The sequence below is a fragment of the Streptomyces sp. NPDC059875 genome (assembly GCF_042731085.1).
GTDB lineage: Bacteria > Actinomycetota > Actinomycetes > Streptomycetales > Streptomycetaceae > Streptomyces.
Window position 1 is genome coordinate 200,100 of the sequence record NZ_JBHWJZ010000011.1, and the last position, 12,494, is coordinate 212,593.

9 protein-coding genes are annotated in these 12,494 nt (G+C 69.7%); 8 read left to right on the forward strand and 1 reads right to left on the reverse strand.

The annotated features are described in order from the left end of the window. Window positions 1-10 precede the first annotated feature (10 nt). From ACFV9D_RS16590 to ACFV9D_RS16610, 5 genes are all read left to right on the forward strand, one after another. A complete protein-coding gene (locus ACFV9D_RS16590) occupies window positions 11-2,833 on the forward strand; it encodes a fumarate reductase/succinate dehydrogenase flavoprotein subunit (RefSeq protein ID WP_385146019.1) in 2,823 nt (940 codons plus the stop codon). An 89-nt stretch (window positions 2,834-2,922) separates the two neighbouring features. Then, the gene (locus tag ACFV9D_RS16595) at window positions 2,923-3,015 is read left to right on the forward strand and encodes a putative leader peptide (protein ID WP_385146021.1); all 93 of its coding nucleotides are present in this window, start codon (window positions 2,923-2,925) and stop codon (window positions 3,013-3,015) included. Between the two features lie 164 nt (window positions 3,016-3,179). Continuing rightward, window positions 3,180-4,583, forward strand: coding sequence for a sulfatase (locus ACFV9D_RS16600; protein ID WP_385146023.1), 1,404 nt, complete (start codon window positions 3,180-3,182; stop codon window positions 4,581-4,583). 106 nt (window positions 4,584-4,689) lie between these two features. Further along, a complete protein-coding gene (locus ACFV9D_RS16605) occupies window positions 4,690-5,580 on the forward strand; it encodes a formylglycine-generating enzyme family protein (protein WP_385146025.1) in 891 nt (296 codons plus the stop codon). An 82-nt stretch (window positions 5,581-5,662) separates the two neighbouring features. Continuing rightward, the gene (locus tag ACFV9D_RS16610) at window positions 5,663-6,310 is read left to right on the forward strand and encodes a class I SAM-dependent methyltransferase (RefSeq protein WP_385146027.1); all 648 of its coding nucleotides are present in this window, start codon (window positions 5,663-5,665) and stop codon (window positions 6,308-6,310) included. On the opposite strand, the gene ACFV9D_RS16615 is transcribed toward ACFV9D_RS16610, so the two are convergent. Then, the gene (locus ACFV9D_RS16615; RefSeq protein ID WP_385146029.1) at window positions 6,307-6,882 is read right to left on the reverse strand and encodes a hypothetical protein; all 576 of its coding nucleotides are present in this window, start codon (window positions 6,880-6,882) and stop codon (window positions 6,307-6,309) included. The genes ACFV9D_RS16610 and ACFV9D_RS16615 overlap by 4 nt on opposite strands. Before the next feature lie 260 nt (window positions 6,883-7,142). Here ACFV9D_RS16615 and ACFV9D_RS16620 point away from each other — a divergent pair, with 260 nt between their 5' ends. The 3 genes from ACFV9D_RS16620 to ACFV9D_RS16630 are packed head-to-tail and all read left to right on the forward strand — an operon-like array spanning window position 7,143 to window position 12,306. Further along, window positions 7,143-8,831, forward strand: a complete 1,689-nt coding sequence (locus tag ACFV9D_RS16620; protein ID WP_385146031.1) for a GMC oxidoreductase — start codon at window positions 7,143-7,145, stop codon at window positions 8,829-8,831. Then, entirely contained in the window at window positions 8,828-10,375 is a 1,548-nt protein-coding gene (locus tag ACFV9D_RS16625; protein ID WP_385146049.1) for a patatin-like phospholipase family protein, read from the forward strand. The genes ACFV9D_RS16620 and ACFV9D_RS16625 overlap by 4 nt, the downstream gene beginning before the upstream one ends. A 41-nt stretch (window positions 10,376-10,416) precedes the next feature. After that, the gene (locus tag ACFV9D_RS16630; RefSeq protein WP_385146033.1) at window positions 10,417-12,306 is read left to right on the forward strand and encodes a hypothetical protein; all 1,890 of its coding nucleotides are present in this window, start codon (window positions 10,417-10,419) and stop codon (window positions 12,304-12,306) included. Window positions 12,307-12,494: the final 188 nt, after the last annotated feature.

Below are 12,494 nucleotides of genomic sequence, written 5' to 3' on the forward strand. Positions count from 1 at the left end.
GCACTTTCCCGTGGACACCCTGGTGGACAGCCCGCTGACCGTCCCGGCCCTCGCCGACGCGACCGAACTGTCCTGTGACGTCCTCGTCATCGGCGGCGGGACCGCCGGCACCATGGCCGCACTGACCGCCGCCGGACGCGGCGCGCAGGTACTGCTGTTGGAGAAGGCGCACGTGAGGCACTCCGGCGCCCTCGCCATGGGCATGGACGGGGTCAACAACGCGATCATCCCGGGGCGGGCCGAACCCGACGACTACGTCGCCGAGATCACCCGCGCCAACGACGGCATCGTCGACCAGTCCACCGTCCGGCAGACCGCGACCCGCGGCTTCGACATGGTCAAGCGCCTGGAGTCGTACGGGGTGAAGTTCGAGAAGGACGAGCACGGCGAGTACGCGGTCCGCCAAGTGCACCGGTCCGGCTCGTACGTGCTGCCGATGCCGGAGGGCAAGGACGTCAAGAAGGTCCTCTACCGGCAGCTTCGACGGCGCGAGATGCGGGAGCGGATCCGGATCGAGAACCGGGTCATGCCGGTCCGGGTGCTCACCCACCCGGAAGACGGCCGGGCCATCGGCGCGGCGGGGTTCCACACCCGCACGGGCGCGTTCGTCGTCGTCCGGGCGGGCGCGGTGATCCTGGCGACGGGGGCCTGCGGCCGGCTCGGCCTGCCCGCGTCGGGCTATCTGTACGGAACGTACGAGAACCCGACGAACGCGGGCGACGGCTACGCCATGGCCTACCACGCGGGGGCCGCGCTCACCGGGATCGAGTGCTTCCAGATCAATCCGCTGATCAAGGACTACAACGGGCCGGCGTGCGCGTACGTCGCGAACCCGTTCGGCGGGTACCAGGTGAACCGGCACGGCGAGCGGTTCGTGGAGTCGGACTACTGGTCGGGGCAGATGATGGCCGAGTTCGCGGCCGAACTCGCCTCCGACCGGGGGCCGGTGTACCTCAAGCTCAGTCACCTGCCGGAGGAGACCATCGCCTCGGTCGAATCGATCCTGCACACGACGGAGCGGCCCACCCGCGGCACGTTCCACGAGGGCCGCGGCCACGACTACCGCACCCACGACATCGAGATGCACATCTCGGAGATCGGGCTGTGCGGCGGGCACTCCGCCTCCGGGGTACGGGTGGACGCGCACGCCCGCACCACCGTGCCCCGGCTGTACGCGGCCGGCGACCTGGCCTGCGTACCGCACAACTACATGATCGGCGCGTTCGTCTTCGGCGACCTGGCAGGCGAGGACGCCGCTCGATTCCGCGCGTACGAAGGCGAGTTCCCGCAGGAGCAGCTGGCCGCCGCCCACGACCTCGTCTACCGGCCGCTGCGCAACCCGGACGGGCCGCCGCAGCCGCAGGTGGAGTACAAGCTGCGGCGGTTCGTGAACGACTACATGGCGCCGCCCAAGACCGGGGCGAAGCTGTCCCTGGCGGTGGAGGCGTTCACCCGGATGTCGGAGGAGATCGCCGGAATGGGCGCGCGCACGCCGCACGAACTGATGCGGTGCGCGGAGGTGACCTTCATCCGGGACTGCGCGGAGATGGCCGCCCGGGCCTCGCTGGCCCGCACCGAGTCCCGGTGGGGCCTGTACCACGAGCGGCTGGACCACCCGGGGCGGGACGACGCGGGCTGGCTGCACCACCTCGACCTGCGCAAGTCCGCGTCGGGGACGATGGAGTTCACGGCGCGGCCGGTCGAGCCGTACGTGGTCCCCGTGCCGGAGTTCGCGCCGGCGCCGGGGCCGGAGCGGCGGCTCGGCGAGGTCACGCTTGTGCCGGTGGCGACGGCCGGCCCCCGGAACGCCGCCCCGGCCGCCCACCCTGCCCCACCCGCGACGACGCGGGACGCGGCGGTACCGATCGCGGCGACTCCGGACGCGACGGCATCGGACACGACGGCGCCGGACGCGGCCGAGGCCCTGGGAGTCGCCACAACCCTGGGGGTCCCCACAACCAGCCCCGCACTCGTCCGCCTGCTCTCCCTCGCCGAGGAGTCCCCCGACCTGGACGCGCTGCGCCCCTACCTGGGCGACGCCGACCCGGCGGTGCGGGCGGCCGCCGTCGCCGCCCTCGGCGAGACGGTCCCGGCCGGAGCCGGGCCCGCGCTCGCCGAACGCCTCAAGGACACCGCGCCTCAGGTCCGGGCCGCCGCCGCGGTCGCGCTCCGCGAGCTGGTCGAAGTGCTGCCCGCCGACGCCGAGTTGAGCACCGGGCTACGTGAGGCGCTGGGCGTCGACGACCCGGCCGTCCGGGCCGCCGCGCTCGACGTGCTGCGCGCCCTGCGGCTGGGCGACGCCGGGACGTACGCCGCGGCGCTCGCCGACACCGGCATCGAGGTCCGCATCAGCGCCGTCCGGGCCCTGGTCTCGGTGGACGCCGTGGCGGAACTGACGGTCGCCGCCGCCGACCCGGCCCGCGAGGTCCGGGTCGCGGTGGCCCGCGGCCTCGCGGCCGTCCACGCCCCGGCCCCGGCCCCGCTCGACCCCCTGCTGGACGACGCGGACCCGCTCGTCCGCGCCGCCGCGCTCGCCGCCCTGGCCGCCACCGGCTGCCCACCGGGCTACGCCACGCAGGCCACGGCAGCGCTCGAGGACCCGGCCTGGCAGGTACGGGCGGGCGCCGCGACCGCCCTCCGGGCGGCCCCTCCCGCCGAGGCCGTCCCGGCCCTCGCCGGGGCCCTGGCCGACCCCAACGCGGACGTCCGCAAGGCCGCCGTCCTCGCGCTCCTCCCCCACGGCGCCGAGCCCGAGGCCCGCACGGCCCTCGCCGCGGCCGCCTCCGACCCGGACGCCGACGTCCGCGCCTACGCGTCCCGCGTGGCCTCGTGAAGGCACCCAACCAGCCTTCTATGAAGCGGAGTTGACACTTCACATGCCGTACATGGACCCGCCCGCGCCGCGCCCCTAGGCTCGTCGTCATGGCAGCAGGAAGCCTTCTCACTGCTCGCCGCCACCTCGATCTGGGCCGGCTGGCGAGCGCGCTGTGTCCGGCCGCCTGGGCGCGACCGTAACCACGCCTCTTCGCACGGGATCCCCACCTGGCAACGCACGCCGGCCCGCCCCGCTCGGGCCGGCCGGCCGCCGCTGCCCGACTCTCGTTCCTCTCCCTTCTCTCCCTCCCCTTTCACGGCAGTCGTGCTGCCGTACCCGTACGAGAACCTGGAGAAGACATCCCATGAGCGACACCCGCAGACCGCGCGTGAGCCGCCGCGGATTCCTCGCCGGCACGGCGGCCGCCGCGGCCGCCGCGGCGGTTCCCGCGATCTCCCAGCTCGCGGCGGGCAGCCCCGCCGCTGCCGCGACCCGCCCCAACATCCTGCTCATCGTCACCGACGACCAGCCCAAGCACACCGAATGGGCCCTCCCGAAGACCACGGCCTGGCTGGCCGGCCAAGGCGTGAAGTTCACCAACGGGCACGTCACCACCCCGCTCTGCTCGCCCTCCCGGTCGTCGGTCCTCACCGGCCGCTACGCCCACAACCACGGCGTCCGCAACAACAAGGCCTCGTACCGGCTCGACCAGAGCACCACGCTCCCCCGGTACCTGAAGCAGGCGGGCTACCGCACCGGCCTCTTCGGCAAGTGGCTCAACTCCTGGACGCTGTCCGACAACCCGCCGCACTTCGAGGACTTCGCCCTGCTCCAGCCGGGCTACGTCGACGCGCAGTGGAACGTCAACGGCAGCGTCCAGACCATCAACGGCTACACCACCAACATCGTCAAGAACCGCACCCTGAACTTCCTCGACAAGGCGGCGAGCGACTCCCGCCCGTGGTTCGCGTACGTCACCCCGTACGCCTCCCACGGCCCGCGTACGCCCGAGGCGAAGTACGCAGGAACGGCCGTCCCGGACTGGAACGGCAGGCCCTCCGTCCCAGAGAACGACCGCAGTGACAAGCCGGCTTACATCCGCAACGCGACTGGCACACTCGCCGAGGGCCGGCAGATCCGCGAGGAGCAGCTCCGCACCCTGCTCACCGTGGACGACGCGGTCCAGGCGTTCAAGGACAAGCTCCAGGCGCTCGGACAGCTCGACAACACCCTCGTCATCTACATCGCCGACAACGGCTTCGGCTGGGCCGACCACGGCTGGACCAAGAAGTCGGTGCCCTACCGCCCGGCGCACGAGGTGCCGTTCTACCTCTCCTGGCCGGCCGGCGGCCTGGGCGCGGGGACCACCGACAACCGCATCACCGCCAACATCGACATCGCCCCGACCGTCCTCGACGCGGCCGGGATCACGCCCGCCCACTCGGTGGACGGCAGGTCCCTGCTGTCCACGTACAGCCGCGACCACCTGCTCGTCGAGTGGTGGGAGCAGGGCACGAACGCGGGCGGCGCGCCCACCTGGGCGTCGTACGTCGCGAAGAACAAGCAGTACACGGAGTACTACGAGCTCACCACCGACGGCAACGGCACGGTGTCCGGCACGGGCCAGGTGAAGTTCCGCGAGTACTACGACCTGGCGGGCGACCCGTACCAGCTGACGAACAGGCTGTACCAGGCCACGCCGGAGGACGAGCAGAGCCTCGGCATCCCGGCCCTGAAGGCACAGCTCGCCGCGGACCGCGTCGCCTAGCGGCTCGCCGCAGGGTGCCCCGCGGCGAGCCACCGCGGGGCACCCGCCTCCTTCCCTCCTCTATCTCCTCGCCCGCCGCCTCGACCTCCTCGCCGACGGAGCCGTCATGCGTTCCTGCTGCACCCCCACTCACGGTGACGCCACCGCCGTCACGCTCTCTCCCGCGCTGCCGCCCCGCACGGGCCCCGCCCAGCGGGCCGCCCGACGGCTGGTCGACCTGCCGGGCGGGCGCTTCCTCATGGGCACCGACGACCCGGACGCCTTCCCGGCCGACGGTGAAGGGCCGGTACGCGAAGCTGAGGTCGGTCCGTTCCGTATCGCGCCCACGACGGTGACCAACGCCCAATTCGCCACGTTCGTGAAGGACACCGGCCACCTCACCGAGGCCGAGCACTTCGGATTCTCCTTCGTCTTCGGCGGCTTCCTGACCGACGACGTCGCCGCGATCTCCCGGCCCGTGGCGGCCGTGCCCTGGTGGCGGGCGGTCCCCGGCGCGAGCTGGCGTCGGCCCGAGGGGCCGGGCTCCTCGGTCACCACCCGCCAGAACCACCCCGTGGTCCACGTCTCGTGGAACGACGCCCAGGCGTACTGCGCCTGGGCGGGCACCCGCCTGCCCACCGAGGCCGAATGGGAGTACGCGGCCCGCGGCGGGCTCGAACAGCGCCGATACCCATGGGGCGACGAGCTCACCCCTGGCGGCCGGCACATGTGCAACATCTGGCAGGGCGACTTCCCCACCCTGAACACCGCGGAAGACGGCTGGGAGGGCACGGCGCCGGCGAACTCCTTCCGCCCCAACGGCTTCGGCCTCTACAACGTCGTCGGCAACGTATGGGAATGGTGCGCCGACTGGTTCACGCCCGGAACCAGCCGCGTGATGCGCGGCGGCTCGTATCTCTGCCACGACTCGTACTGCAACCGCTACCGCGTCGCCGCCCGCAGCTCCAACACGCCCGACAGCTCCACCGGCAACATCGGCTTCCGCGTGGCCGCGTGACGAGCCACTCCGGGCGGACAGCCGGGAGGGCAGATCGTGATTCTCTTGGCTCGCCTCAGCGCCGGGAACTACTGTCACGAGCATGGTCGACCACGATGCTCTCAGCGCCACCCGCGAGGCCTACGACGCTGCTGCCTCCACCTATGCGCAGCTGTTCCGCGACTCGCTGCGTGACAGTCCCCTGGATCGTGCGATCTTGGGTGTCTTCGCCGAGGTCGTACGTGCGGGTGGGGACGGTCAGGTCGCGGACCTGGGGTGCGGGCCCGGCCATGTCACCGCGTATCTGGACGAGCTGGGGCTGGCGGCGTTCGGTGTCGATGCCTCTCCTGCGATGATCACGCTGGCTCGACAGGCCTATCCGGGCCTGCGGTTCGACGTGGGCTCGATGGCGGCGCTGGACATCGCTGACGGCGTGCTGGGCGGCGTACTCTCACGTTGGTCCGTCATCCACACTCCGCCGCAGGAACTCCCCGCCATCTTGGCGGAGTTCCATCGAGTGCTGGCTCCTGGCGGCCACCTTCTGGTCGGGTTTTCGGCAAGCGAGGATTCGTCTCACCCGACGCAGGCCTTCGATCACACGGTCGCGCTCGCCTATCGGTGGTGGCCCGATCACCTCGCCGCGATGCTGCGCACGTCCGGGTTGGCCGAGGTGGCCCGGACGGTTCGCGAGCCTCAGCCCACAGACCGACGGCAGTTCAAGGAGATCCAACTGCTCGCCCGCAAGGCCTAGGCAGGGACCTGCCGCCTGCGCTCCAGCCAGGCGGTGACCTCGCGTCGGAAGTCCCGGTCCTTGTAGACGTCCTCCCTGGCGAGCCACTCCAACTCGCGCAGGACCCCTGGAGAAACGGCGGGATCGCGTACCGCGTACACGCCTACACCCGATTCGTACGTGTCGGTCAGGAGCCAGACGCTGTTGTCCAGGGCCAGCATGGCGAAGCCAGGGTGGCCGGCACGAATACCGAGGAACGTAGCCGCGCCGGCCCCCATGATGTCCCACCGGTCCAGCAGACGGACCCGGTGCCAGACATGCATCCTGTGCCGCAGCCGGCGGTCCACCGCGGCCGTCCAGGTGCCTCTGGGCAACATGAGAAGGAATTCGCGATTCTCATCGAGCAGGCCGGCGGACATGGCGAGGTCGTACCAGCCCTCGTTGAGCCGCTCCACGAGTCGCGGGTCCCCGTACTCGACGAGGAAGGAGCCGAAGACTCGCTCTCGTTCGTACCCGAGGACATGCGGTATCGCCGAGGCCGGCACCGCGTCGGGTATCACCTCGAGTCCGGCCCGTAGCAGCGGTCTGAGCACCTTGCGGTACCTCTCCTGCCGACCCAACCCGTTCTCCCCCCGTCACCCCAGGACCTGTTCGGCTTGATCGTCCCGCGCTCAGCGTAGTCGGCTTCGGGACAAGCCGGCGGCCATGGCTTCACCGGCGTACCCGCCATGCGGGCCGACGCTTCGACGTGCGCGTCACCACCCGTGGGTGAACCATGGAAAGAGGTCGTGCGTGCTGCAGCCGCATGCGGGGGAAGTCAGGGCTTGGGCTTCTACTGCCAGAGGTGGCGAGCGTGGACGTTTTCGATGCCGTCGTCGTCGGGTCGGGATTCGGCGGGTCCGTGACCGCGTTTCGACTGGCCGAGGCCGACCTGCGCGTCTGCCTTCTGGAAAGAGGAAAGCCATTCCCGCCCGGATCTTTTCCACGTAGTCCCCGTGACACGGCCAAGAACTTCTGGGATCCGGATTCACAGCTGTACGGGATGTACGACATGTGGAGCTTCTCGAAGCTCGACGCCCTCGTGTCGAGCGGGCTGGGCGGAGGCTCTTTGATCTATGCGAATGTGCTGATTCGCAAGCCGGAAAGCTGGTTCGTGCACGAGCCGTTCGACGGCGGATACGAGGACTGGCCCGTCACACGTGAGGACCTCGATCCTCACTACGGTCGCGTCGAGACCATGCTGGGTGCGCAGCGGTACCCCTTCGATGTGAAGCCGTACCAGGACACGCCCAAGACCATCGCCATGCAGCAGGCGGCCTCGCGGCTGGGTCTCCCGTGGGAGCTTCCCAAGCTGGCCGTCTCCTTTGGAGACCCCCCGGTGCCCGGCGTTCCCATCGAGGGCGGTGAGGACAATCTGCACCACAGCCCGCGCTATGCGTGCAGACTTGTCGGTGAATGCGACCTGGGCTGCAACTTCGGCAGCAAGAACAGTCTGGATTTCACCTACCTCAGCGCTGCGGACCGACTCGGGGTGGATATCCGGACCCTCTGCGAGGTGCGTTCGTTCGAACGGGTCCGGGAGGGGTTCCTGGTCTCCTACATCCAGCACAACGCCGCCGGGGGCGGAGATCCGCTTGCCCCTCCCGAGCGACGCACCGTCAAGACCAGACGGCTGATTCTCTCTGCCGGCACGCTCGGCACCACCTATCTGCTGATGAGAAATCGCAGCGCCTTTCCTGCACTCAGCCCGGCGCTGGGTACTCATTTCTCCGGAAACGGGGACTTTCTCGGACTGGTGTTCAAAGCCCGGGAGAGGCGTCAGGACCGGCCGGAGGAGACGGTGCCGCGCATGCTGGAACCGAGCTTCGGCCCGGTCATCACGAGTGCGATGCGCATGGACCGCAAGGCGAACGGCGAGACCGGCCGGGGTTTCTACATCGAGGATGCCGGTTACCCGGAATTCCTCAACTGGCTCGTCGAGCACAACGTCCTCACCATGTCCAACAGGGTGGCGAGGTTCCTGCTGCGGCGAGGGTGGTCGCAGCTGACCGGAACCGCCAGGAGCCGTGTGGGGCGACAGCTCGGTGACGCCATGGGCAAGGGGCTGTTCACCGCGACGTCCATACCGTTGCTCGGGATGGGAAGGGACGTCCCCAACGGCCGGCTGTTTCTCCGGGACGGACATCTGGACCTCGACTGGCGTCTGGCCGCCTCCGATCGGTACTTCGACGAGATGAACGAGACCATGGAGCGCGTGTCACACAGCATGGGCGGGCGCTACGCCTCGAATCCCCTGTGGTGGCTCAACCGCCTCATCACCGTGCATCCCGTGGGTGGCGCGCCGATGGGGCGCAATGAGCGGGAAGGCGTGGTGGACTCCTTCGGGCGCGTGTACGGATGTCCGGGGTTGTCGATCGCCGACGGCTCGGTGATGCCCGGTCCCGTAGGCCCGAATCCGTCGCTCACCATCGCGGCGCTGGCCGACCGGTCGGCCGACCGCATCATCGAGGATCACCGGCAGAACCCTACGAGGCCCTCATGACGACCGGACAGGGCAGCGAGCCCCGCAGCGGCTCCCCGCGCAGATCTCTCATCCTCGCCGGCGGCGGACTGAAGGTCGCTTTCCAGGCCGGGGTCCTCCAAGTGCTGCTCGACGAAGCCGAGTTGGAATTCGACCACGCCGATGGTGCCAGTGGAGGTGTGTTCAACCTCGCCATGTACTGCCAGGGGATGTCCGGGCGGGAGATCGCGGACAACTGGCGCAACCTCTCTCCGCTGAAGGGCGTTTCCCCGAACTGGCGTGAGCTGCCGAAGGGGCCGTACGCCCGTTCCCTCTTCACGCTGGACGGCTATCGGCGTCACGTCTTCCCGGGCTGGGGGCTGGACTGGGAGAGAATCCGGACCACCGATCGGGAAGCCACCTTCAACCTCTACAACTTCAGCGCCAATGAACTGGAGACAGTGACCGCCGACCAGATGGACGAGGAGCGCTTCTGCGCCGGGGTGTCCCTGCCCATGTGGTTCCCTCCGGTCGTCATCGACGGGCAGACCTACATCGACCCGGTCTATCTGACCGACGGAAACGTCGAGGAGGCGATCCGACGAGGCTGCGACGAACTGTGGATCATCTGGACGGTCAGCCGACGGCACCGCTGGCGGGACGGCTTCGTGGCCAACTATTTCCACATCATCGAGACGACGGCCAACGGTCAGCTTCAGCACTGGCTGCGTCGGATCGAGGCCAGCAACGCAGCCATCCGCGGAGGAGACAACGGAGAGTTCGGACGCCTCATCGATGTCAAACTGCTGAGCGCCGAGGTCCCACTGAACTACCTGATCAACTTCAGCAAGGACCGATTCGCTCAAGCCGTGGAACTCGGAGTGCACAGCGCTCGCCGCTGGTGCACGGCCCAGGGGATTCCCTGGCAGCCCGGCCCCCCTCCGGGCCGCCCCCACGGCCCCACTCGCATTCGATTCACCGAACGCATGGTCGGCCGCGTCGCCTTCGGCGAGAACGACGTCCGGGAGGTGGCCTCGCCGGAGGGTGCAGCAGCCGCTGACATCGCCTTGCACCTGACCGTCGACATCCGGGGAGTGGACCGCTTCATCGTCGGTCCGGAGCATGAAGCCTCACTGCGGGGAGAGATCGTCTGCCAGGAACTGGGCGGACGCCTTCCTGTCGAGCGAGGAACCTTCCAGCTGTTCGTGGAACAGGCCGACCCGGAACACCTGCGGATGCTCTACCGCTTGTTCTTCACCGACCGCGCCGGCCATCGGCTCACGCTCAGTGGATACAAGGACGTCAGTGAGGACTCCCGTCGGGGAGTCTGGAAGGACACGTCCGTCCTCTACACGCGCATTGTCCGTGGCCACGTCGACGCCGACGAAGAGTCCGAAGCCGAGTTGGTGGCCTCGGGATCCGTTCACATCCGCCCGACCGACTTCCTGAAGCAACTCACCACCTTCCGGGTCGAAGCGGCGACGCTACCCGGCAGGGTGACCACGCTGGGTCGCTTCGGACAGTTCTTCTTCGGCAAGCTGTGGGACGTGTACGCGCAGGGCGTCCTGCCCTGGTCACCACTGTGACCGATGGCCGTGAGAAATCCCGGGCCGACGGAGGAGCCATCGTGGATGTCCATGAGTTGCGCAAGCACGCGGCGGCTCTCCGGTTCACGCCGCAGGAACAGGTGCGCTGGCTGGCACCGAAGGAACTGGCTCGTACGGCGGTCAAGGTCGCGCTGGCCGCCGTTTTCGCCGACTACTCGGACAAGCGCGAGATCCAGGGCGCGCTCCAGGCCGGTCTCCTGCACGCCCCCTTGGCGAATCCCCGCGCCGAGGACATCTGGATCGACTTCGTCGCCGACCTCGGCGACGGCTTCGAGGCGACGTACTCGGTGGCATCCGCCCTGGCGGCGGCCCAGCTCGCCGTCGACGGGCCTGTCTCGCTCCCTCGTGGCTCGCTGCTCGTCCTCGGCGGGGACCAGGTGTACCCGGTGGCATCGACGACGGCGTACGAGGACCGGATGAAGGGGCCCTACCGCGCGGCGCTCCCGTCGGCACCGGACCAGCCGCTCATGGTTGTGCTGCCGGGCAACCACGACTGGTACGACGGACTCACCGCGTTCCTGCGGATGTTCGCCCAGGAAAGGCCCATCGGCGGCTGGCAGACCCGGCAGACCCGGAGCTACTTCGCCGTGCAGCTGCCGCAGCGCTGGTGGCTCGTCGGACTGGACAGCCAACTCGGCTCGTACTTCGACGATCCGCAGCGGCGCTACTTCGAGTCCTTCCTCTCGCCGCAACTGCTGCCGGGCGACAGCGTGATCGTCTGCTCCGCAGCGCCCACATGGGTGGAGAGCGACGAGGAGCCCAACGCCTTCAACTCCCTGCACTGGTTCGACCGCAACATCATACGAACCCGGTTCAACCGGGATTCCGGGAAACGCGAGGACACGGGCGCATCCATTCGACTGTGGCTGACCGGCGACAAGCACCACTACGCCCGCTACGCGGAACGGCTGCCCGATGACCCACCCGGATCCGACGACGCCCTGCCTCCGGACCCCCGGCGACGCCAGATGGTGACGTGCGGCCTGGGCGGTGCGTTCCTGGCATCCACGCACACGCTCCCGAAAGCTCTGCCGCTGCCGCCGGCCACCTCGCGGATGCGGGAGAAGGACGACCCGCCACCGGCATTCGCCCGCGCACAGCACACCTACCCCGACGAGAAGGGGTCCCGCTCGCTCGCTCGCGCGATCGCCAAGCCCTGGTCGCCGCGCTGGCTCCCGCGGCGCAACCCCGGGTTCGCGGTACTCGCCGGGGTGCTGCAGGTGGTGCTCGTCCTGATGGTGAGTGGCGTGTACGCGCTGGCCGAAGGCAGGCACAATCCCATCGACGCGATACGTAGAGCCGGCACCGACGACCTGCTCGGCCTGGTCTGCACGAGCGTCGCCCTCTTGGTTCTGCCCTTCCTGTTCGGCTGGGGGAGCGCGCTGCTGCGCGCGCGCCGGCCCGTGACGCCGTCCGGTCCGGTCGTAGCCGTGCTGTTCCAGTTGGCGGTCGCCGTCGCGGCACTGGCCGTCACTGTCGCCGTGTCCCGTTCGGTCCCCCATTCCTGGAGCAGGTTCTGGCTGCTGGCGATCCTGCTGGTCGTCGCCGCGGTGATGGGCGCACTCCTCGGCTCGCAGCTCTTCGCCCTGTGGATGCTGGGGACGGACCGGGGTCAGGTCGCCGAGTGGCAGATGTCCGGGCAGTCCATCGACGACCACACGGGATTCGTTCGGATGCACATCGCACGGGACGGCACGCTCACGCTCTACCCGCTGGCACTCGACGCCACCTGCCGAGACTGGCTCCTCGACGAGGTTGCGGACACCCCGGCCGCGTGGATGCGGCCGGTGCCCAAGACGCTGCCGACCGTGCGGCTCATCGAAGAGCCCGTAGTGATCGCGCGGAGGCGGATGCCCGGTACCTGGATCACGGACTCCGGCTCCGCCCATGATCCGCCGGCGATGCCCTAGGGCGCGTATCGGGTCGCGATCAATGAGCACCGCTGCTTCCGGGGCGGGTGCCCGTCCGGGGTATGGGGCCCGGCGATCTGCGGCTGCGACGTGTGGGCGCGAGTGACCGGAAGCGTTGCCGCAGGCAGGCAGCGGTGGGGCCCGAGGGCCCCGGCCGCGTGCCCGCCGGGACGGTGTGTCAGACCACG